22 protein-coding genes are annotated in these 21487 nt (G+C 69.7%); 13 read left to right on the top strand and 9 right to left on the bottom strand.

From position 1 onward, the window contains the following. Nucleotides 1-19: 19 nt before the first annotated feature. The gene (locus OHS16_RS30620; RefSeq protein ID WP_328540497.1) at nucleotides 20-181 is read right to left on the bottom strand and encodes a hypothetical protein; all 162 of its coding nucleotides are present in this window, start codon (nucleotides 179-181) and stop codon (nucleotides 20-22) included. Between OHS16_RS30620 and OHS16_RS30615 the strand changes: the two genes are divergently transcribed. The 5 genes from OHS16_RS30615 (at nucleotide 180) to OHS16_RS30595 (ending at nucleotide 4551) form a co-directional block, all read left to right on the top strand. Then, a complete protein-coding gene (locus tag OHS16_RS30615) occupies nucleotides 180-920 on the top strand; it encodes an SDR family NAD(P)-dependent oxidoreductase (RefSeq protein ID WP_328540496.1) in 741 nt (246 codons plus the stop codon). The genes OHS16_RS30620 and OHS16_RS30615 overlap by 2 nt on opposite strands. Before the next feature lie 147 nt (nucleotides 921-1067). Next, nucleotides 1068-1667, top strand: a complete 600-nt coding sequence (locus tag OHS16_RS30610) for a TIGR03086 family metal-binding protein (protein WP_328540495.1) — start codon at nucleotides 1068-1070, stop codon at nucleotides 1665-1667. 280 nt (nucleotides 1668-1947) lie between these two features. Next, on the top strand, nucleotides 1948-2151 hold the full coding sequence (locus OHS16_RS30605; RefSeq protein WP_328540494.1) for a hypothetical protein: 204 nt from the start codon (nucleotides 1948-1950) through the stop codon (nucleotides 2149-2151). A 234-nt stretch (nucleotides 2152-2385) separates the two neighbouring features. Continuing rightward, nucleotides 2386-2865, top strand: coding sequence for an SRPBCC family protein (locus OHS16_RS30600; RefSeq protein WP_328540493.1), 480 nt, complete (start codon nucleotides 2386-2388; stop codon nucleotides 2863-2865). Between the two features lie 69 nt (nucleotides 2866-2934). After that, a complete protein-coding gene (locus tag OHS16_RS30595) occupies nucleotides 2935-4551 on the top strand; it encodes a phytoene desaturase family protein (RefSeq protein WP_328540492.1) in 1617 nt (538 codons plus the stop codon). Between the two features lie 197 nt (nucleotides 4552-4748). Here the strand turns inward: OHS16_RS30595 and OHS16_RS30590 are convergent, their stop codons facing one another. Both OHS16_RS30590 and OHS16_RS30585 read right to left on the bottom strand, forming a co-directional pair. Beyond that, a complete protein-coding gene (locus tag OHS16_RS30590) occupies nucleotides 4749-5123 on the bottom strand; it encodes a VOC family protein (RefSeq protein WP_328540491.1) in 375 nt (124 codons plus the stop codon). Nucleotides 5124-5529: 406 nt separating this feature from the next. Then, entirely contained in the window at nucleotides 5530-6213 is a 684-nt protein-coding gene (locus OHS16_RS30585; RefSeq protein WP_328540490.1) for a TetR/AcrR family transcriptional regulator, read from the bottom strand. 140 nt (nucleotides 6214-6353) lie between these two features. Between OHS16_RS30585 and OHS16_RS30580 the strand changes: the two genes are divergently transcribed. Together OHS16_RS30580 and OHS16_RS30575 are read left to right on the top strand one after the other, a co-directional pair. After that, nucleotides 6354-7481, top strand: a complete 1128-nt coding sequence (locus OHS16_RS30580; protein ID WP_328540489.1) for an FAD-dependent oxidoreductase — start codon at nucleotides 6354-6356, stop codon at nucleotides 7479-7481. 134 nt (nucleotides 7482-7615) lie between these two features. Beyond that, nucleotides 7616-8974: an LPXTG cell wall anchor domain-containing protein gene (locus tag OHS16_RS30575; RefSeq protein WP_328540488.1), complete on the top strand. Its 1359-nt coding sequence runs from the start codon at nucleotides 7616-7618 to the stop codon at nucleotides 8972-8974. A 446-nt stretch (nucleotides 8975-9420) separates the two neighbouring features. Here OHS16_RS30575 and OHS16_RS30570 read toward each other — a convergent pair whose 3' ends face one another. Next, nucleotides 9421-10356 carry a hypothetical protein gene (locus OHS16_RS30570; RefSeq protein ID WP_328541043.1) on the bottom strand — a complete coding sequence of 312 codons (936 nt, stop codon included), beginning with the start codon at nucleotides 10354-10356 and terminating at the stop codon, nucleotides 9421-9423. A gap of 147 nt (nucleotides 10357-10503) precedes the next feature. Further along, nucleotides 10504-11373 carry a hypothetical protein gene (locus tag OHS16_RS30565; protein WP_328540487.1) on the bottom strand — a complete coding sequence of 290 codons (870 nt, stop codon included), beginning with the start codon at nucleotides 11371-11373 and terminating at the stop codon, nucleotides 10504-10506. Between the two features lie 356 nt (nucleotides 11374-11729). On the opposite strand from OHS16_RS30565, the gene OHS16_RS30560 reads away from it, so the two are divergent. Further along, a complete protein-coding gene (locus tag OHS16_RS30560; protein ID WP_328540486.1) occupies nucleotides 11730-12743 on the top strand; it encodes a DUF4331 family protein in 1014 nt (337 codons plus the stop codon). A gap of 230 nt (nucleotides 12744-12973) precedes the next feature. Here the strand turns inward: OHS16_RS30560 and OHS16_RS30555 are convergent, their stop codons facing one another. Together OHS16_RS30555 and OHS16_RS30550 are read right to left on the bottom strand one after the other, a co-directional pair. Continuing rightward, nucleotides 12974-14215, bottom strand: coding sequence for a lanthionine synthetase LanC family protein (locus tag OHS16_RS30555; RefSeq protein WP_328540485.1), 1242 nt, complete (start codon nucleotides 14213-14215; stop codon nucleotides 12974-12976). Nucleotides 14216-14411: 196 nt separating this feature from the next. Then, nucleotides 14412-14540, bottom strand: coding sequence for a hypothetical protein (locus OHS16_RS30550; protein WP_328540484.1), 129 nt, complete (start codon nucleotides 14538-14540; stop codon nucleotides 14412-14414). Nucleotides 14541-14970: 430 nt separating this feature from the next. Here OHS16_RS30550 and OHS16_RS30545 point away from each other — a divergent pair, with 430 nt between their 5' ends. Genes OHS16_RS30545 through OHS16_RS30535 form a run of 3 tightly spaced genes read left to right on the top strand, consistent with a single transcriptional unit; the run spans nucleotide 14971 to nucleotide 17412 of the window. Then, entirely contained in the window at nucleotides 14971-15303 is a 333-nt protein-coding gene (locus OHS16_RS30545; RefSeq protein WP_328540483.1) for a BatC protein, read from the top strand. After that, on the top strand, nucleotides 15300-16505 hold the full coding sequence (locus OHS16_RS30540) for a cupin domain-containing protein (protein ID WP_328540482.1): 1206 nt from the start codon (nucleotides 15300-15302) through the stop codon (nucleotides 16503-16505). The genes OHS16_RS30545 and OHS16_RS30540 overlap by 4 nt, the downstream gene beginning before the upstream one ends. Nucleotides 16506-16515: 10 nt before the next feature. Continuing rightward, nucleotides 16516-17412: a sucrase ferredoxin gene (locus tag OHS16_RS30535; RefSeq protein WP_328540481.1), complete on the top strand. Its 897-nt coding sequence runs from the start codon at nucleotides 16516-16518 to the stop codon at nucleotides 17410-17412. A gap of 203 nt (nucleotides 17413-17615) precedes the next feature. Here OHS16_RS30535 and OHS16_RS30530 read toward each other — a convergent pair whose 3' ends face one another. Both OHS16_RS30530 and OHS16_RS30525 read right to left on the bottom strand, forming a co-directional pair. Then, nucleotides 17616-18158, bottom strand: coding sequence for an isochorismatase family cysteine hydrolase (locus tag OHS16_RS30530; RefSeq protein WP_328540480.1), 543 nt, complete (start codon nucleotides 18156-18158; stop codon nucleotides 17616-17618). Between the two features lie 197 nt (nucleotides 18159-18355). After that, nucleotides 18356-19009, bottom strand: a complete 654-nt coding sequence (locus tag OHS16_RS30525; RefSeq protein WP_328540479.1) for a GntR family transcriptional regulator — start codon at nucleotides 19007-19009, stop codon at nucleotides 18356-18358. A 184-nt stretch (nucleotides 19010-19193) separates the two neighbouring features. Between OHS16_RS30525 and OHS16_RS30520 the strand changes: the two genes are divergently transcribed. Beyond that, nucleotides 19194-20453 carry a 4-oxalomesaconate tautomerase gene (locus OHS16_RS30520; protein WP_328540478.1) on the top strand — a complete coding sequence of 420 codons (1260 nt, stop codon included), beginning with the start codon at nucleotides 19194-19196 and terminating at the stop codon, nucleotides 20451-20453. Beyond that, the gene (locus OHS16_RS30515; RefSeq protein WP_328540477.1) at nucleotides 20450-21475 is read left to right on the top strand and encodes an amidohydrolase family protein; all 1026 of its coding nucleotides are present in this window, start codon (nucleotides 20450-20452) and stop codon (nucleotides 21473-21475) included. The genes OHS16_RS30520 and OHS16_RS30515 overlap by 4 nt, the downstream gene beginning before the upstream one ends. Nucleotides 21476-21487: the final 12 nt, after the last annotated feature.

Raw genomic sequence — 21487 nt, 5'->3', positions numbered from 1 at the left:
ACCGAGCGGTGAGGCCGACTCACCCCGCCACATGCCTTATCGAGCACCAACTACCGCCCATGTCGCTGAGTTGGAGAAGCGCCCTGTCCCACGGACGGGTGGTGTTGATGAGTTGGCCGTCGGCACCTCGGGACTGCTCGGCAGCCCAGCTGAAGGCCGAGGTGGCATGATCCGTCGGCATGAAGCTTGAACATGCCGATCGTCCCGTTGCCCTGATCAGCGGGTCCACGTCGGGGATCGGGGAGGGCATCGCGCGGAGGCTGGCGTCGGACGGTATGCGGGTCGTCGTGCACTCGCGGCGCAGCGTGGAGGCCGGGAAGGCGCTGGCGGAGGAGCTCGGCGGGACGTACGTGCAGGCGGACCTGGCAGTGGAGGAGGAAGCCCGGGGACTGGTCGAGACGGTGCTCGACCGGTTCGGGCGGCTCGACGTGCTGGTGAACAACGCGGGCCTCAGCTGGCCGATCCCGCATGACGACCTGGCCGCGGCGACGGCCGCAGACTGGCGGCAGCTGCTGGAGGTCAACCTGATCGCGCCATGGGTGCTGTGCACAACGGCGCTTCCGGCACTGCGCCAATCCCCCGCAGGCGGCAGCATAGTGAACATCACCAGCCATGCCGGGGTACGCCCCAAGGGCTCGTCGGTGCCGTACGCGGCGAGCAAGGCCGCGCTCAATCATGTGACCCGGCTGCTGGCAGCCGCCCTCGGGCCGGACGTGCGGGTCAACGCCGTCGCGCCTGGACTGGTGGACACGCCGATGACGAAGGACTGGGCGCAGGCGCACGAGCTGTGGCGGGACCGCGCGCCCATGGGCCGCCCCGCCCAGCCCACCGACGTGGCCGACCTGGTGGCATCGGTGCTCACCAGCACCTACCTCACCGGGGAGGTCATCGTGCTCGACGGTGGACTGAACCTGACCTGAGAGCCGGAGCCGCTGTCAAGGTCATCGCACCCGGCAGAACTGCCGCCGGCGACGTCTGCATCGCATCGCGCCGCGGTGCCGGCCCGGATCTGCAGGGCGTCTGATTTCCGCCAGCACATCACCTCGGGCGTTCCCTACGCTGCGGTCATGCCCTACCGCTTCGCCGACATCATCGACCGCTATCTGCTCTCCGGTTCCGAGTTCACCCGCAGGCTGCGCACCGTACGCCCCGAACAGTGGTCGGCACCCACTCCCTGCGTGGAATGGGACGTCCGCCACCTGGTCAACCACATGGCCCGGGGAAACCTCAACTACATCTCCTTGCTGGACGGCGGCTCGGCCGCCGACTTCATCCGGCTCCGGGACGAGGACGCCCTGGGAGGCGATCCGGTGAGCGCATACATCCGGTCGATGCGGCAGTGCGCCGCGGCGTTCCGGAGGCCGGGCGCTCTTCAGCAGATCCTGGACCATCCCCTGAGCCCCATGACCGGTGAACAGGCCCTCGCCGTCCGCACCACGGACGCGACCATTCACACGTGGGACCTGGCCCGAGCACTCAACGCTCCCGAGGGACTCGATCCGGGGCTGGTCGCCTGGATCGAGGACCATCTCGCAGAAATCTACGCCGGCTTGGCGGAGTCGCCCGTCTCCCCCGACACCACCCACCGCTTCTTCGCCGCCCCAGGAACTCCGCTGCCGGCCGGGGAAGCCCGACAGGCCAGGTTGCTGCGGCTGATGGGCCGCTGAGACCCTGGCTGCCGACCGGTGTGGATGGGCTTCGTTGTAACGAGCCGGCGGCAGTGGTGAACGAGCCCGCCGAGGAGCCCTTCGATGAGGGCGCACCGTCTGCGAATCGGCAGGCTCCGGCGCCGGGCACAGGCGGAAGGGGGCAAGAGTCCTCCTCGCAGCGTGCCGACGTCTGCGTCGCCGCAACAAGCGCGCCGAGCACTCTCTCTCGCCCTCCTCAGCCAGGGAACCAGTCCCGTCGGGCTACCGTCGGCTTCGCGCCTCGCGGCGTCATCCGCCTGTGAGCGAAGCTCTCGACGGCCGCCCCGGGCCGCGGTACGGCACCGGGCAGACACTCAGCAGACAGCTCTGCCTAGCCGCGCCCAGGGGCCCGGTCGCCGCGACATCCCCGCTCCTCTCCAGTTGTCGCATCATCCACCGGGAGCGGAGCGTGACCAGCGGCGGCAGCAAAGGGCGCGCCGTCACCGCGCTGCCCACCCGTTGATCTCGACGACCCGCCGCCACACGCGCGGGTCGGAGCTGAGGAACGGGCATGGCGCCTCCACACGGCGGAACGGTTCGGCGCCCGTACCCAGGATGCCCCGGGCCACGGCGTGCTGCGCTCCGGCAGCCGCCCGGCCGCACCGGCATGGCCGCCGTCCCCGCGCGGGAGCGTGTGCGCGGGCCTAGCGTGGAACACGCGGCGAGGGACACGACACTTCGAACGGCGGAGGAACGCATGGCCGTACGGCACCGGTTGATCAGGAAGCCCCCCGAGGACGTCTGGGAGGTCCTGTCCGACGTCGAACGGTACGGAGACTGGGTCGTCGGCACCTCACAGGCCGAGCTGGACGAGGGGCAGTGGCCCGAGCCAGGGGCAGCCCTCCGCTACGAGATCAAGATCGGGCCGATCACCCTGCACAACCGGACCGTCGTGCGTCGCAGTGAGCCGACCGCAGTTCTCGAACTGGAGGCGGACAGCGGACCGCTGGGGACCGCTAGGATCGCGATGGAACTGCGGCCCTGGGGCGAGCACACACTGATCATCCTCGACGAACACCCGTTGCGCGGTGTGGGGGGCTCCTTGCACAACGGCCTCCTGGACGCCGTTGTGCAGGTGCGGCATCGAGCGATGCTGAGCCGCCTCGCCCGGTTGTGCGAGGAGGCCGAAGGCCCGGCCCGCACCCATTCCGGGCGGCCCCGACCACGCACCGCCTGAACCGGCACCAAGACCTGGAGACCGGCCGCGCCACCAGGCGTGGCGGCACCCATCGAGCGGGAGCGTGTCATGCCGGACGCTGTAGTGATCGGGGCGGGCCCCAACGGGCTGGTCGCGGCGAACCTGCTGGTCGACGCGGGCTGGAGCGTTGAGGTCCTGGAGGCCCAGGACGAGCCCGGAGGAGCGGTCCGGCACGACCGAGGGGTCGACCCCGATTTCGCCAGCGACCTCTGCAGCGCTTTCTATCCTCTGGCTGCGGCTTCCCCGGTCCTCGCCAGCCTGGGGCTGGAGCGGGAGGGGCTGGGCTGGAGCCACGCCCCCAAGGTGCTCGCCCACCCCTTGCGGGACGGTCGCTGCGCGGTGCTCAGCCGTGACCTGGAGGAGACGGCCGCGAGCCTGGAGGCGTTCGCCCCCGGGGACGGGGCCGCGTGGAAGGAGCTGCGGGAGGTCTGGGAAACGCTGCGGCCCGGCATCATCGACGCCCTGTTCACGCCGTTCCCCCCAGTGCGTGCCGGAGCCCGGCTGGCTCTGCAGCTACGTGCGGCGGGCGGGCTGCGCCTCGCCAGGACCATGGTGCTGCCGGTGCGGCGTCTGGGAGAGGAGGAGTTCCGCGGCGAAGGCGGCAGGCTCCTGCTCGCGGGCAACGCACTCCACGCGGACCTCGCACCTGAAGCGGCGGGCAGCGGCGGGTTCGGCTGGCTCATGTCCATGCTCGGCCAGACCTACGGCTTCCCCGTCCCCACCGGCGGTGCCGGGGCGCTCACCGCCGCTCTCGTCCGCCGCCTGACGCGGCGCGGCGGGACCGTCCGCTGCGGAGAACGGGTCACCGAGGTCGTCGTCCGCGGCGGCCGGGCCGTCGGCGTCCGCACCGCGGGCGGCGAGGCCGTAGTGGCGCGCAGGGCAGTCCTCGCCGATGTGACCGCGCCGGCTCTCTACGGCTCCCTGGTGGCCGAACGGCACCTCCCCGGGCAACTGCTCGCCGACCTGAAGCGCTTCCAGTGGGACTTCGCCACGTTCAAGGTCGACTGGGCACTGAACAGCCCGGTTCCCTGGACCTGCCCGGAGGCCGCGCAGGCCGGAACCGTCCACCTCGCCGAGGGGGTGGACGGCCTCACCCGCTTCGCCGCACAGATCGCCATGGGCCGAGTCCCCGACGAGCCCTTTGCCCTGTTCGGCCAGATGACGACCGCCGACCCCAGCCGCTCGCCCCAGGGCACCGAATCAGCCTGGGCGTACACACACGTACCGCACCGGGTGCGGGGCGACGCCGGGGACGACAACCTGACCGGTTCGTGGGACGCCCGGGAGCAGGAGGCGATGGCGGACCGTGTCGAGGCGCAGGTCGAGCGCTACGCCCCCGGTTTCCGCGCCGTCATCAGGGCCCGGCGCATTCTTGCCCCGCCCACGCTGGAGGGCATGGACGCCAACCTTCATGGCGGCGCAATCAACGGCGGCACAACGGCCATGCACCAGCAGCTGGTCTTCCGCCCCTCCCCCGGCACCGGCCGCCCGGAGACACCCGTCCCCGGGCTCTACCTCGCTTCCGCCTCCGCGCACCCGGGCGGCGGGGTTCACGGCGCCCCTGGAGCCAACGCCGCGCGGGCCGCTCTGCGCCGGCAGCGCACCGGCGCCCTGTCCCACCTCCAGATCCGGCTGACCCACCGTGATCGCAAGGGACAGCGCTGATGGCCCGTGCCGGGCCCATCTCCCCTGTTCGTCCAGTCTGCGGCCGGGTCGCGGGGGAAAAGCGACCGCGGTGGTGACTCCCCCTCCTCGTCGGAACGGTTGAGTCCACTGAACGAAGCAGGTGTGCAACTGTCGTTCGGATCCCGCTGGTGGAGGTGGTGGAGGTGTCGGTCCGCCCCGGTGCCACGCGGGGTCGTTCAGGCGCCCGGGAGGAACAGGCAGAACGGGTGGCCGTGAGGGTCGCGGAGGATCCGTACGCCCTTCTGCGGCTGATGCTCCTCCAGCGTGGCGCCCAGGGCGCAGGCTCGCTCGGTCTCCGCCTCCAGGTCGTCGACTTGCAGGTCCACGTGGGCTTGCATCTGCTGAGTGCCCGGGCGCTGAGGCCACACCGGGGGCGTGTGGTCGGCTTCCAGCTGGAAGCTGAGGCTAGGACGTTCCTGTTCCGGAGCCCGCAGGCGAACCCACTCCGGCTCGCGATCGACCTCCTGCCAGCCCAGCAGGGCCCGGTAGAAGTCGGCCAGCGCGGGCGGATCGGGACTACCGAGAACAAAGGCACCGAGCGTTGTCGTCATGCCCCCACCTTGCCCCCGGCAGTCGCCCCCGCGCATCTGCCCGCAGACAGGGGGTCGGTGTCGGCCCGAGCGCGGGCCGCGCCAGTCCGCTCCGCGCATGGAACCGACGCACGACGAACGGCGACCTGTCTCGCACGGTGTTCGCAGGCAGTCCGGTGAGGCCGAGAGCCATGCGCCCGGTCACAGCGCCGGGTCCGGCGCCGACCTCGTACGCTGCACCTTCCGGCCGGAGCTCACGGAACGCCATCCGAGAGACCCGCCCTGGAGTCTGAGGAACGTCACAACCGGCGTCCGGAAAGGCGGGCTGCGGGCTCAACAGACCTTCGATCGCCGTGACTTCAGGGCGATGAGTGGGCCAACTGCACGGGGCAGCTCGGGCGCCCATCGCGGTGCCCGACCGAGGCGGCTACGCGGCGGGCGAGTGGACCGCGGTGATGCCGGCGAGGATGAGAGTGATCCCTGCCAGGAACTCCGCCCGATCGTCGTGGTCGCGCAGCTGGTCCGCGACGCCCCGTGTGAACGGGTATTCGTCGGGATCGAGGTTCGCCCATGCGGCCGCGGTGGTGTTGAGGAACTCGGCGCGGTTCGTGCCCGGCCGGCACCCGCGGGCGTTGGCCGCGTTCTGTCCGCCGACTCCGAGGATGTAGTTCAGTAGCGCGGACGCGGCGCTGAACTGGGCAGCGCGGGGTACGCCGAGCGCCTGGACCTGGCGTCCGATGTGTTCGAAGACCCGCATCATCGGGGGCTGCGAGGGAGCGAGGGCGAGTTGCGTGCCGACCCACGGGTGGGCATCGATCGCGTCGAACACGCCGAGTGCGAGGGTGTGGATCGCTTCCTTCGGCGTTGCCTCAGCGGCGCCGGCGGTCATGGTGCCGGCGACGACGGCGTCGGTGGCGGCGTTGAGGAGTTCGTCCTTGCCGGTGACATGCCAGTAGATCGCACCGGGCCCAGTGGCGAGGCGCTCGGCCAGTGCGCGGAACGTGAGTCCGCCCTCGCCCGACGCGTCGAGAAGCCAGATCGCAGCCTCGACGATGCGCTCCCGGGAGAGCGGTTTCTCTCGTCGCTCCGGACGACGTGCCCTGGTTGCCATGCGTACATCGTGACACACACCTGGAACCCCGTTCCAGCTTGACATCTTTGGAACGAGGTTCCAGTCTGCCGTTGGAACAACATTCCATAGATGCTTGCCGGGCACTCACCCGGCAGACAGGCGACACGTAAGGAGCCACCATGACCACTGACGTCACGATCATCGGCGCCGGACTCGGCGGACTCACACTGGCCCGCGTCCTGCACGTTCACGGCATACCGGTGACGATCTACGAGGCGGAGACGTCGCCGACCGCCCGCACACAGGGCGGGATGCTCGACATCCACCACCACAACGGCCAGCCGGCTCTCCAAGCAGCAGGTCTGACCGAAGGGTTCCGCGGCCTCATCCTGGAGGGCCGCGAGGCGACACGGATCCTCGACCGGGACGGAACCGTTCTGTTCGACGACCCCGACGACGGCAAGGGTGGGCGTCCCGAGGTGCAGCGCGGTGAGCTGCGACAGATCCTGCTCGACTCACTACCCGCCGGCACCACCCGGTGGGGCCACAAGGTCAGCGGTGTCCGTGCCCTCGGCGACAGCCGCCACGAGGTGACCTTCGCCGATGGCACCGCCGTCGTCACGAGCCTGCTGGTCGGCGCGGACGGCGCGTGGTCACGCGTCCGGTCGCTGCTCTCCGACGCCACACCCGAGTACGTCGGCACGTCGTTCATCGAGACCTACCTGTTCGAAGGCGACACCCGGCACCCCTCCGGCGCGAAGGCGGTCGGGGGCGGAGCGCTGCACGCGCTCGCGCCGGGGAAGGGGATTCAGGCTCACCGGGAGAGCGGCGGGACTCTTCACACCTACGTCACGCTCAACAAGCCGCAGGAGTGGTTCGCCGGTATCGATTTCACCGATTCCGCCGCGGCCACAGCGCGGATCGCGGAGGAGTTCGACGGATGGGCGCCGGAGCTCACGGCGCTGATCACCGAGGGTGAGACCGCACCGGTCCTGCGCCCCATCCACACCCTGCCCGCCGGGCACCGCTGGGACCGCGTACCAGGCGTGACCCTGCTCGGCGACGCCGCCCACCTGATGCCCCCGTCCGGCGATGGCGCCAACCTGGCCATGTACGACGGCGCCGAACTCGGCCGGGCCATCGCCGCCCACCCCGATGATGCCGAGGCCGCTCTGAGTGAGTACGAGCAAGCCCTCTTCCCGCGCAGCGCAGCGGCCACTACCGAGGGCGCCGACGTTTTCCGCCTCTGCTGCTGGGACGAGAACGCACCCCAGGGCCTGATCAACATGTTCACCGGACAGGCGTAGCCCGCATGGAGCATTCACCGTCGTGCGGGGGCCTCGGGGCATCGATGAACCGGTGGGTCAAGGCACGGTCCGGGTGCGCGGTCCCGGTTCGCCTCGCACCGCTGGGCGGTGCGATCTGGGCTAGCGTCGAATGCATGAGTCCTTTCAGGTGGCAGCCGCAGTGCCGCACAGTCCGGCTGGTCACCGCCGTGGCCGCCATGCTCCTGGCCCTGGGTACCGTCTTGACGACGGCGCCGGTGGCTCGGGCCGCCCCCGATCTCTCCGTCGTCGCGGAGGCCTTGCGCAAGGGTCCGGTCTACGTCGACCCGTCGATGCGGGACCAGGTCTCGGTAGCGGACCAGGACGCCCTGGCAAAGCGGATCAAGGACTCGGACAAGGCCGTTTTCGTGGCTGTGCTTCCGGCTGACATGCCGACGTCGCAACTCTTCAGGAACCTGCGGACCAGGACGGGTATCGCCGGTGTGTACGCGATCCGCCTCGGCAACCGCTTCGACGCCCGGGCGGACTCCCGCGTGATGAGCGGCACCTCCGTAGGGTCCGCGGTCACCGCTGTGCAGGGGGAGAGCGCGACCAAGCAGCTGGACGACTTCACGGACATCGCCGTGCGCAGTGCTCGCGGCTCCGCACCGCAGTCCTGGGGCGTCGGGGACAGCGGGTCCCCGACAGGCCTCCTGATCGGCGCCGGGGTGGTGCTCCTGGTCGCCGGGGCAGGTCTCTTCGCGGTCCGCCGTCGCCGGCAACACAGGCGTGCGGAACAGGAGCAGGCCGCGCTGGAGAAGCTGCGGGTCGTCGTGGATGAGGACATCACCACCTTCGGCGAGGAACTGGACCGGCTGGACTTCCGACCGGGTGAGGAAGGCGCGGACGACGCGATGCGGTCGGACTATCAGCGGGCTCTCGACGCGTACGAACAGGCCAAGTCGGTCATGGCATCCGCCCGGCGCCCCCAGGACGTCAGCGGTGCCACGCAGGCGCTCGAGGACGGCCGCTTCGCCCTGGCCACACTGGAAGCCCGCCGCAACGGGACTGCGCTGCCGGAGCGGCGTCCGCCCTGTTTCTTCGACCCGAGGCACGGCCCGTCCGTCACTGACAGGGCCTGGGCTCCGACGGCCGGCGCGGTACGCGAGGTGCCCGTCTGCGCTGCGGACCTCGCCCGTCTGGAGGACGGGCGTGACCCGGACATCCGCACCGTCGAAACGGGCACCGGCCGACGTCCGTACTGGGAGGCGGGCCCCGCCTACGGCCCCTGGGCCGGCGGTTACTTCGGCGGCGGCATCCTTCCGGGCCTGCTGGTCGGCACGCTGCTGGGCAGCACGTTGTCCAGCCCGGCCTATGGCGCGGACTACGGCGACGGTTACGGGTACGGCGGTGGCCCGGACGGGTTCGGGGGCGGCGACGTGTCCGGCTCCGATTTCGACCCGGGCGACTTCGGCGGCGGCTTCGGCGGAGGCGGCAACGACGGAGGGGGCGGAGACTTCGGAGGCGGTTTCTGAGGGGCTGCTGCCCACGACGGCCACTTCGCCCCCGGCCCGGGCGGCGTCAGGCGCCGCCGGGGTGCGTTCCGGACTTCAGCGACCAGGAGTGGCCCGTACAGCCCGTCGGCAGCGGCGGAAACCGATGACTCTTCACATCCGTACTCCAGTGGTGCTCCGCACCGCAGTCACACATATAGATCCCGCTCGAGGGCACAACTTCGCCCGGGTTGAAGGAAGGCAGCTGCTCACTCATGTCTCCTGTCTACGACGACCGCACCCCGCGCGCGACCCGGGCGCGAGGAAGACCAACGAGCACCGCCTGGCTCTCGCCCACGACTACTGCGCGAGGAGGAGCGCCATGTCGTGTGCGAGAGATGGTGGCAGGAACGGGGCTGGTCAGGCGGCGCTCTTCTGGCGGCGGCGATCTGCCGAGGTGAGCGCATGGATGGGATCGTCCCGGTCACCTATGCCTGTCCGGCGGGGCCGAGCAGACGTTCCGCCTCCTGACCGGCGTCCTGCGCCGACCGTTCGGCCCGGGTAACAGCGTCAGCCGCCGCCTGACACTGTTCCTCAGCTTCCCGCTGTTCCTGCTCGGCCGCCCGAAGCCTCTCGCATGCCCCTCGCAGCTGCTTCTCCGCTGCGGACTCCTGCTGACGAGCGTGGTCGAGCCGGTCGCGTGCCTGTTGCAGCGATGCGTCAGCTTCCTGTTGGCCGGCGCGCTGCTCGCGAAGCAGTTGATCTGCCATTGCGGCGGCCTTGCGGGCTTGGGCGAGCTCTTCCTGCCTCCGGCGGCGCCGTTCGCCGAGTTCGTCCTTGGCCTGAGTCCGCGAAGAGCGCTGCGCAGTCGGCGCTCGGGCCGGCTTCTGCGGCGCGTCAGCTGTCACGCCGGCGCTGGACGGAAACTCCGCCGGCGGAGTGAGGCCGCGCTCCAGCCGGCCGGCGGCCCATCGGTCTGCCGCCTCCTGATCGGCGAGCACGGCGCGCAGGGTGGATGCGACGTCCTGCTGGGCTGCTTCCGACAGCTGGTGCCCGGCTTCACGGGCGAGTGCGGCAGCCTGCCGGGACAGGGCCGAGACGATGCTCCGGCGTTGCTGGGACAGCTCCTTGATCCCGTCGGTATCCAGAGTCCGGTATGCCTCGCGCAGCGCCCGCCCGAGCTCCAGAAACCGCTGGCTCTCCACCGGTTGCGAGCGGAGCAGCAGGTTCCCTGCCCAGGCCGCGAGCGTCGGGCGGCGGGCGGCACGGATCCGGCGGACATCCTCGACGCGCCGGTCAGCCTTGGCCCGGGCAGCCAGTTCCTTACGACGGGAGACGAAATCCGGCGGCGGTGTGGCATAGAGCTCGTCCAGAAGTCCCTCTGCGTCGTGTCCCCCGCCTCCCCGCGCATTCTTACTCCGCATGATCACCAGACTCCATCGAGCCGAGCCACCACGCACCTCGGGCTGCACGGGCCACTGACGGAGCCGGTGACCGGCGCGGCTCAGGCAACAGGGCCAGGTCTGCCGTCCGTCATCCTCCGCGTGCCGGACTGCGGCACTGAGCGCGGTTCAGCGCTGCGGCGGGCGCCTGTGCTGTCGCGGGCGCTCCGATTCGGTACTCCGCCCACGCCGCGCCGGATGTCGGCGATACGTATCCCCGTCACTCTCCGCGTGGGGTGGTTTCCCCGACGATCTCGCAGTCCGGCGCGTGCCGCCGAGGGAGTCGTCCGCAGATCCCTCGGCGTTCCGAGCTGTTTTCGAGGCAGTGTCACCAGCGCGCTTACGTGCCTTCTTCGCACTCCGGGCGGCCGCGTTGCCGGCCGCCTCAGCGCCGCTCCCGCCGTTGCCCTCACCAGCGGATGCGGCCCCCTCGGCAACGCCCTCGATAGTCTTTCCCGCGCCCCCGCCGATGCCCTCGATGGCCGGTCCGGCCCGTTCCCCGACGCCTTCGACAGCCGAGCCCACGTTTTCGCCGAGGTCCCGGGCCGCCGAAGTGATGTGCTCCAGGATCTGCGGATTGCGGTCGACGGATTCCAGGAGCCGTTCGACCACGGACAGAACATTGTCCAGCCGGACCTTGAGCAGCGCCTGTGCCTCGACGCCCTTCACGTCGAGCTCCACCCGGCCAAGGGCGACGTCCGCTCCCACATCGAGCTTGAGCAGGTCGAGCACTTCCGCGTGGAGCGAGACCCGCGCCCGGAGGTCTTGGACTTCGAGGTCGATCTCCTCGATGTTCAGGGTGGGGACGTCGAGGTAGACATCGGGTTCGCTGCTTCTCGCCGGCCGCCGGCGGGTGTCGTCGGTCTCGTCGGGAGAGTAGTCGTCACCGACTTCGTCGTCGTCCTCGAGGTATTCGGTGCCGTCGTCGCCTTCCGGCTCGTCCTCGTAGGGCTCTTCCGCCCCTTCTTCTGGCTCTTCGACAATCTCGGCGTCATCCATGTGACCCCTCAAGCGTGGGTAGAGAACTCTCTCACCTGCCCCTCCTTCACCATAGGGCCGTGCTTCGCGGCCCGCGCTTCTGGCTGGTGAGCACCCGCGGCACCTTCCGGGCACACCGGCGGTGGCGGACATCGCGTACGCGGACCGATCGGAGCCCGGCCACTTCGCCAGTTGCTCCAGCAGTCGAACGCGGCCTGCCACATCATGAATCCAGTCGATTCAGCATCTTTCATGCTCCAATATCCCGATTGAGTCCTGTAGACCCCTCTCGGCAGGGAAGCGCCACCCGCGTTCCCCGGCGCCGGGCCTTGGCCACACCTGGCAGTAGGCCCACCATCAGCGAAAGGACTTGCACGATGTCGAATCACTTCACCGGTCTCAGTCTGGGCGCACCACTCGGGGACCAAAGGCTCGACCTCTGTGACCTCTACGCGTTTCAGTCCCCCGCCGACCCGGCGAGGACGGTGCTGATCCTCAATGCGAACCCGAATGCCGACGCTCTGCATCCCGACGCCATCTATCGTCTCAACATCGACAATGACGGCGACTGTCACGCCAACCTGGCCATCAGTTACGTCTTCTCTCCGCCGCGGGATGGCCGTCAGACATTCAGTGTCTTCATGGCACGTGGCGGTGAGGCCCGCTCGCCCGAAGCTGTGGGGCAGCAGGTCGTCACCGACGCCGATGTGTCATTCGGTACCACGCCACACCGCGTCACCTCTGGGCACTACACGTTCTTCGCCGGTAGTCGAAGCGACGCCTTCTTCTTCGACTTCGACGGGATCAAGGACCTCTTCGACACCACCGGCGGCAGGAACTTCACCGCGCCTCATCTCGGTGGCACATCGCCGTGGACGGGTGCGGACTCGAACACGGAAGCCAACGTGTTCTCGACGGTTTTCGAGCTGCCGACAAGCGAGCTCCAGGCCAACCCCGAGATCCGTATCTGGGGTCGTTGCAGTGTGCGGCAAAATGGCCGGCTCGTCCACGCCGACCGTGCCGGCCACCCTTCGGTCAGCAGCTTCTTCAACACCGACGAGACGAAGGAGGAATACAACGCCAGTGAGCCGGTGAACGATCGTGATCGTTGGACCGATCAATTCGTCCATCTCATGGGACACACCGGCAACTACACACGCGACGGGGCAATCGCGGCGATCGACGCCGACCGCATCCTGCCCGACATGCTGGTTTTCGACCCTTCGAAGCCCGCGCAATACCCCAACGGCCGCGTCTTCACCGACGACGTCATCGACTATCGGCTCTCATTCCTCTCGGACGGCGACATCCCTCCCTCCGGGCTCGAGCCACACACTGACCTCCTGAACGAGTTTCCCTACCTTGGCCATCCGCACGCAACGACCAATTGATACCTTCCCGTCTTCGGCGGCGGCACGTCCAGGCCTGGAGCGGTGCCCGTCCCACGCGCACGAAGCAGGGCCGCCCGGGAGCTCGTGGATGCGAATCGAACCGAGCAATGCCGAGTGGCCCTGGTGCCGTTGGTGTAGGCGTCCGACCCGTCCGCTTCAACTCGGCCGATTCTTCGGGTGATTGCCCCGCGCACGTCTCCGGCCAGCCGGCGAACGCGGCCGTAAGGCACTCAGGCGGTGGGCAGGTGATCCGGGAAGGGGACGGCGTACCGCGGGTCACGGTTCGCTGTGATGCGGGCGTGGCGCAGGAGCTCACGGATGATGCCCGCGTTGCCCATGGCCCAGCCGGTGGTGGGGGCAAGGTCACTGGGCGTTTCACGGTGTTCGACGTTGGACCAGCGGATGCCGTCGGAGTCGGTCGTCGCTCGGGCCGCGAGGTCGGCGACGAGGACCTCGGCGAAGTCGCGGCCGTCGCCGCGTTCGACCTGCCGGTCGCAGGCGAGGGCGAGTACGCCGGCGGTGCCGCAGCAGCGGCCGTTGTTGTCCCAGAAGCCGGGGCGGGTCCGTTGTGGGATGCCGGAGTTGACGACCGTGTGCCAGCAGCGGTCGACGCGGGCGGGCCAGGCGGGGTCGTCAGGCAGGATGTGGCTCAGGAGTCGGAACGCCTGGGCGTCTCCTGCCGTGCCGTGGCACCAGCCGTAGCTATGGCGCTCGATCTTCTCGTGCTGCTGTTGCGGATCGGAGTGCGCGACGAGGAAGCCGTCCGGACCGGCTTCGTTGCGGGAGACCACGTCGGCTGCGCCGGCCAGTGCGAGGTCGACGAGGTCGGAACGGTCGGTGGCCCGGCCCACGGCAGCAAGTGCGTAGACGATGCCGAGGGTGCCGTGCGACATGTGGTGCAAGCGGGGGGCCGCACCGGAGCGGACCTCCCACTGGACGCCGGCAGTGGTGGGTTCAGCAGTGTGCGCGTAGCGTTCGACCGCCAGTTGGGCGAGGCCGAGATCGCCGCACTCCAGAGCGGCGAGCGCTATCCCGGCGTTGCCGACGATCAGTTCGCTGTAGCCGTTCCACCCTGCGCCGTCGTAGCGGGCGCGCAAGACATCCAGAGCACGGTCGGCGGACGCCCCCGCCTCGGTGTCGCCGAGCACACGGTGCACGCCCCGCAGGACGACGGCCATCCCGGCCACCCCTGTGTAGAGGCCGCTGCGTTCCCAGTCTTCGACCACGTCAGCGACGCTGCGGCTACCCCGCAGGGCCGCGTCCGCGTACCGGTCGTCTGCGAAGTACCGCCACGCGTCGAGGAGGGCCGGCAGCACCCCCGAAGTCCCGCTGTACAGGGTCGGCGCGACCTGGTCGTCGGCGAGAGTGTCCGGCCAGGCCGAGCCGTCGTCGACGTCCCGGGCAGCGTTCAGCAGCCACTCGAGGGCCCCCACGGCAAGTGATTCCGCGTCGTCCGGTGCTTCAGCGATCACCGGCCCAGAGTTCCACAGAGTCGGAGTGCCCACGACCCCTTGGCACGTGTCCTTGCCCCTGGCCTCGTTCACTTGAAGCAGCGGCGTTCGTGGGGGCAGCCGTGCTCGCGGTGAGGGCCAGCGCCGTCGCTACACCACTCGCTGCCCGAATCGCCGGGTGCGCCTTCTGATGCCGTCCGTTCCCTGGCCGGCCGTGCTAGCCGATGGTTCCTACCGTCGCGCCGCCGAGCGGATCCACGACGAGAGCAACGCGCTGCCGGGGGCCGAGCAAAAGATTCCCCTGCTCGAAGGGCTCCACCAGCCCATCGGCGAAGCTGAAGTCCATCGGCTTGAGAGTGCGGCACCTTGAAAAGCCAAAACGGGCTGCCCAGCCTCGCCGCGGTGGCTGTCGGGATTTGAACATGACAGGTCTCCGGCGATCACAAGGCCGAAGCCTGCCGACGGGCTGCGGGGGTCGGGCGGGCTCACGAGGTGGGCGTCCCGAGGCGTACGGACGACGGCCGCCACCGCGCCCAGGAGATATCAACCACCTGAGAGGCCTTGGAGCTGGAAATGCCGTCCATCGCCTCGCCTCGCATGGCGGAACCGCGCATTCGATCGGCCCGGCGCCCGGTGAATTCTCCCGGCTCGAATCGATGCTTTCGCTCCGTGGGGATACGGTGATTGTGGGCGGTGCCCATGTAGAGATCTCCGTATCTGATGATCAGGCGCCCCTACGGGAACCGGTCCCAGCCGAACGATGCTCAGGAGGAATCATGACCAACCCCGAGCAGGATCCGAGCCAGCAGGAGGGTCCCGCGGACGGCGGTGCGGCCGGGACACCCGGTGTCCACGACGGCGGGGCCGACGGAGGAGCCGAAGGTCCCGCGGACAGCGGTGCGGCCGGCACACCCGGCGTCCACGACGGCGGAGCCGACGGAGGAGCCGACGGAGGAGCCGAAGGTCCCGCGGACGGCGGTGCGGCCGGCACACCCGGTGTCCACGACGGCGGAGCCGACGGAGGAGCCGAGGGTCCCGCGGACAGCGGTGCGGCCGGCACACCCGGCGTCCACGACGGAGGAGCCGACGGCTCCGGCAGCCGCCATTGAGCACCCCCCGGGCCGAGCTACAGGACGTCGGCGCCACCGCAGGCGCCGGGGTTCTGGAGTCACGTCTGACCGGATTGAGCAAGGCAGAGTTCGCCCGTGACGTCTGGGCGCGGAGAGCGCTGCTCACACGCCGTGCGAGCGACTTTTCCGATCTGTTCTCCGCCAACGCCGTAGACGAACTGATCTCGCGTCGCGGACTGCGTACGCCCTTCCTCCGCGTTGCCAAGGACGGCTCCACACTTCCCGAGTCGTCGTTCACCTCGCCCGCCGGCGTCGGCGCCACCATCTCCGACCAGCTCGATGACACTGCTCTGTGGCGCGGGTTCGCCGACGGCGCCACGCTCGTTCTGCAAGCGCTGCAGCGCACATGGGGGCCAGTCGCAGACTTCAGCGCCAGGCTGAGCACGGAGCTGGGACATCCGGTTCAGGCCAATGCCTACGTAACCCCGCCGCAGAACTGCGGTTTCGACCACCACTACGACGTCCACGATGTCTTCGTCCTTCAGATCGAGGGCACCAAGCGCTGGCTCATCCACGAGCCCGTCCACCCGGACCCGCTGCGCGATCAGCCCTGGACCGAACGCCGCTCCGCCGTCGCCGAGGCCGCGAAGGGCGACGCCTGCATCGATACCGTGCTCGGGCCCGGCGATGTCCTCTACCTGCCGCGGGGGTGGCTGCACGCCGCCCAGGCACAGGGCGAGGTCTCGATCCATCTGACGCTCGGCATCCACAGCTGGACGCGCTACGCGCTGGCCGAGCAGCTCGCCCAGTCCGCACTCGCCGTGCTGCGCGACGATCCCCGAATGCGCAGCACCCTGCCTCTGGGTGTGGACGGACCGGCCGGAGAGATCGACATCGTCCGCGAGCGTCTCATCGCCGCCGTCACGGGGGCCGATTCCGCTCCGCTCTTCCACCGCACCCGGCGAGGCCAGGAGCGCCCGGCGCCGCTGGGACCGCTGGCCCAGCTCGCGGCCGTCGCCGGCCTTCGACCCGAGTCGCCGGTGCGGCTCCGTGGGGCGCTGGAAGCGCGGTTGGAGGGCACGCGCCTGACCACCCGCGTGGGGTGGCTCGACTTCCCGGAGACCGATCTGCCGTCTGTGATCCGCCTGCTCGACGGTGAGGTCCGCCCCGCCGGTGATCTGGGTGTCGCACTCGTCGAAAGACTGCTGGGCTCGGGCGTGCTGGTGCCCGCCGAACAGTGACGCCGCTACGGTGACGGGGACAGAACGCTTCCTCTGCGCCGACGCCGCCCGGATACGCGGCGACTCGATCGTGGGCACAGCACCGCACGGTGTCGTCTGGGTCCTCATCGAGTATCGAGGCGGCTGGCCGGCCAACGGCTTCGACGGCCTCGAGCTTGAGCCCGTGACCAAAGCACTCGTGTTCTCCGCCGCCCAGGCGGTGCGGGCGCGAGTGCTTCTGGTCAGGCGGCACGGACGCCGCAGACCCGAGGGCCCCAGGTGCTGGGCCGTACTGCGCCATGAAGGCTCCGGCGCCTACCGCCAGCAATGGGGCACATGGAGCGGCGACGAGGACTTGGCGGAGATCGTCGAAGCCCTCGGCGCCCCTGGAGAACTCGGTCTTCCGCCCGTCGTCCTCGTCTGCGCCCACGGGCAGCACGACACCTGCTGCGCCGTGCGCGGACGGCCCGTGGGACGAGCCCTGAGCGAGCGCTGGCCGAACCTGGTGTGGGAATGCACGCACGTCGGCGGTGACAGGTTCGCGGCCAACGTCGTCGTCGCGCCCGACGGCGTCTACTACGGCGATCTCGATGCCAGGTCGTCCGTCGCAACGGTCCAAGAACACCTGGCGGGCCGTATCCACGCAGAGCACCTGCGCGGATACACGGACCTCTTCCCGCCGCAGCAGGCCGCGGTCGCAGCCGTGATCGGCCACTTCGGCCCCGCCGGCCGGCATGACTACGTGGTCGCAGGGACGTCCCGGGACGGCGACCACTGGCGGATCCGCATCACCGGCCCGCCGCCTCGTCCGATGGCTTTCGAGGTCGACGTCGAGGCCTACCGCACACCGCCGTATCAGCTGACCTGCCATGGACCGGCGATGAGTTCGGCCGTCGTCCACAAGGTCACTTCGATCCGCATCGGCTGAGCAGGGTCGGGGACTGGCGTGCGTCCGCTCCCTCTCCTGCCCCCGCCGCTTCATACCGCGCGTACGGTCCCGCACTAGGGTTTCCGGCACGGTTCATCTGCTCGCATGCGCCGTCGCCCCGCACGGGATTCCGGACGAGGCGCCAGGCCCCGAGCCGCGTACTGCTGAAGCGAGGAACGGGCACAGCGCAGCGGGCCGGCGAGTCAGCCCGACAGGGAGACGTCGTCAGCAGTGCCGATCCGGGCTGCCATGTTCCGTTCCATCATGCGCAACGCCGCGTCGGCCAGATCCCGGTGGATGTGCGCCACCGCGTCGCGCGGTACTACGACACCAAGGTGGCGGATATGGGCATCGAGCGCGGAGTACAGCACACACTGCTCGGTGACCTGGCCGCACAGAACGACCCGGTCCACACCGAGCTGGGTGAGCAGGTAGGCAAGTGGCGTCTCGTAGAAGATCGAATGCCGCGCCTTGACCACGAAGAGCGACCGTTCGTCCGGACGGAGGGGTTCGACCAGGTCCGCATGCGCCCCGGAGAGCGCCTGGTCGAGGATCTCTCCGTGGTGTGAGCGCCACTCCCCGAAGTTGTCATTGACATAGATGACGGGGACGTCCTGCTCTCTGGCACGCTCGACGAGCCTGACCACCGCCGGCACGACCTCGTGGACGGAGGACAGCAACAACTCCGCGTCGGCATGGTCGTACGTGTTGATCATGTCGATGACGATGACGGCCGTCTTACCCATACGTTCCATGGTGCCCGGCAGCCCGGCCGTCGGCACATCAGGCACCTGCGCCTGGCCGGCCCAAGCCGACGTGCGCCGAGGTCCTGCGCGGTCCGCCCGGCTCCCCCAGCACCCTGCATGAGCTGGACGTGCTCACCAGGGACCAACGAAGGTGACGGGGGCTCAGAAACCAAGATCAACGTGCCCGAGATCCGCCGTCAGCCGGACGCTTTCCGGAAGCCCGCTGCGTGCGGCTCCGTGCCGCCGGGCGGGACTCGCAACTCTTCGACGACACTGTCGAGATGGGCCCGGGCGGCAGCCTCTGCGGCAGGGCCGTCACCAGCGAGGATCGCATCGATGATCGCGAGGTGCTGGGGCAGCGACGTGGTGGGGCGGCCCGGGCGCAGCGCCAGCCGGAACTGGTAGCGGACCATCTGGCCCTTGAGCCGGTCCAGCAGCCCACGGGCCACTTCTTGACCGCTCATCTCGGCGATGCGCGCGTGCAGTTGGCGGTTGAGTGCGGAGTATGCGCTGAGGTCGCCGCCAGTGACGGCCTCCCGCATCCCGTCACCGATCGCCCGCAGGCTTTCGCGCTGCCCGGCGGGGGCGCGCTCGGCTGCCCTGCGTGCACAGAGACCTTCCAGGGCGGCCCGGCACTCGGTGATCTGGATGGCCTCATCGACGGAGACGACCCGGACGCGAGCGCCCCGGCGCGGGACGAGTTCCACGAGGCCTTCCGCTGCGAGATCCTGCAACGCCTCCCGGACACAACTGCGGCTCGCATGGAGGTTCTCGGAGAGTTCCTGCTCGACGAGACGCTGGCCCGGCCCGAGGTCTCCCGCCGAGAGCGCCTCGCGGATCGCCGTACTCACCAAGCGGCGCCCCTCCTGGCCTTTCGCCCGGTTGCCCTCCACGCGACTCCCCCTCGGTCGGTCCCCGCTCACGTGAGCTGGAGTCTATCCACACCGCACCGCAGTGGTGACTTTTTCATCAAAACTATTGTCAACAATCTCGTCGATAGTTATGTTGACGGGCATCACCAGCGAGGGGAGAGCAATGACGCAGCCCACGACGGCCCGCCCTGCGGACGTCTTCGGTCCGCCATCAGCGGAGAGGCAGGCCACAGTCCCCTGCTGGATTCTGCGCGGCGGCACCTCGCACGGCCCGTTCTTCCGGGCCGGCGACCTGCCCGCCGGGACCGGAGACCGCGACGCTGTCCTGCTGGCCGTGATGGGCTCGCCCGATCCCCGTCAGATCGATGGGCTCGGCGGCGCCCACCCGCTGACCAGCAAAGCCGGAATCGTGGACCGCAGCGACCGGGACGGTATCGATCTGGAGTTCCTGTTCTGCCAGCTCCAGCCCGACAGCGACAGGGTGGACACCACGCCGAACTGTGGCAACATGCTGGCGGCCGTTGTCCCGTTCGCCATCGAGTCGGGCCTGCTGGCGCCCGGTGGCGACCTCACCACGGCGCGCGTCCATACCCTGAACACCGGGCTTACCGCCGACATCAGCGTGCGCACCCCGCTCGGCGAGGACGGCCGCCGCTACGTCGTGTACGGAGGCGACGCCCGCATCGACGGGGTCCCCGGCACCGCCGCCCCTGTCGTGATCAACTTTCTCGACACAGCCGGTTCCGTGTGCGATTCCCTGCTCCCCACAGACCGTGTCAGGGACCGCGTCGAGATCGCGGGCGTCGGTCCCATCGACGTCACCTGCATCGACAACGGCCAGCCCCTGGTGATCGTGGAGGCCGCCGCCCTGGGCCGCACCGGCTACGAGTCCGCGGCCGACCTCAACACCGACGACGAGCTCAAGGTCCGTGTCGAGGAACTGCGCCTGACCTGCGGGAAGCTGATGGGTCTCGGGGACGTGACCGCGAAGAACTATCCGAAGATGACGCTCGTCGCGCCCCCTGCCCACGGCGGCACGATCACCACGCGCAGCTTCATCCCGCACGTCTGCCACGAGTCGATCGGCGTCCTGGCCGCCGTCACCGCCGCGACGGCGTGTGTCCTGGACGGGACCGTAGCCCACCAGGTGGCACGGGCGGGCGGCAGCTTCAGCCCCGGCAACGGCACCCACCCCACGGAGATCACCGTCTCCGTCGAGCACCCGGCCGGCGAGTTCAGCGTCGAACTCGGCCTGGACCCGGCCGACGCCCAGCGCGTCACCAAGTCGGCTCTGCTGCGGACCGCCCGCCTGATCATGGCCGGCGCCTCCATGGTCCCGAACCGCCTTTCGCACGCTGTCCCGCCTGCGGGCACCACGCCTTCCCCAGACAGCACCGCGTCACCCGGGAGAGAACAGCAATGATCATTGATTGCCACGGCCACTACACCACTGCCCCGCCCGCGCTCGGCGGGTGGCGCGAGCGGCAGATCGCCGGGCTCACCGACCCATCCGCGGTACCTGATCGCGCAGACCTGCGTATCAGCGACGACGAGCTGCGGGACAGCATCGAGGGAAACCAGCTGCGCGTGATGGACGAGCGTGGCATCGACGTCACGATCTTCTCGCCCCGCGCCTCCTTCATGGCTCACCACATAGGCGACTTCTCGGTCTCCTCCCGCTGGGCGGCGATCTGCAACGAACTCTGCCACCGCGTCGCCGAGCTCTACCCGGAGCGCTTCGTGCCCGCCGCGATGCTGCCGCAGTCGCCGGGCGTGGACCCCGCCACCTGTGTGCCGGAGATCGTCAGGAGCGTGGAGGAGTACGGAGCCGTCGCGATCAACCTGAACCCGGACCCGTCGGGCGGCGACTGGACGGCGCCTCCGCTGACGGACCGCTCCTGGTACCCGCTGTACGAGAAGCTCGTCGAGTACGACATCCCGGCGATGGTGCACGTCAGCACCAGCGTCAACCCCGCCTTTCACACCACAGGCGCGCACTACCTGAACGCCGACACCACTGCGTTCATGCAGCTCGTCCAGGGCGACCTGTTCGCCGACTTCCCCACACTCCGCCTGGTGGTCCCGCACGGCGGCGGCGCCGTCCCGTACCACTGGGGGAGGTTCCGGGGCCTCGCGATGGCGCTCGGGAAGCCGCCACTGGAGGAGCACGTTCTCGGCAATGTCTTCTTCGACACCTGCGTCTACCACCAGCCGGGCATCGACCTGCTGCTCGACGTCGTGCCCCGGCGCAACATCCTCTTCGCCTCGGAGATGATCGGCGCCGTCCGTGACATCGACCCGTGCTCGGGCCACCACTTCGACGACACGCGCCGCTACGTCGAGGCCGCCGGGCTGACCTCAGCCGAGGTCGCCGACATCCAGGAACACAACGTCCGCGCCGTCTACCCGCGACTCAACACCCTGCTGAAGCAGCAGGGGCGTTGACGCAGAGGAGCA

This window comes from Streptomyces sp. NBC_00344 (assembly GCF_036088315.1).
GTDB lineage: Bacteria > Actinomycetota > Actinomycetes > Streptomycetales > Streptomycetaceae > Streptomyces.
Note: the sequence above shows the minus strand (reverse complement) of the source record. Positions and strands in the feature narration are given on the sequence as shown.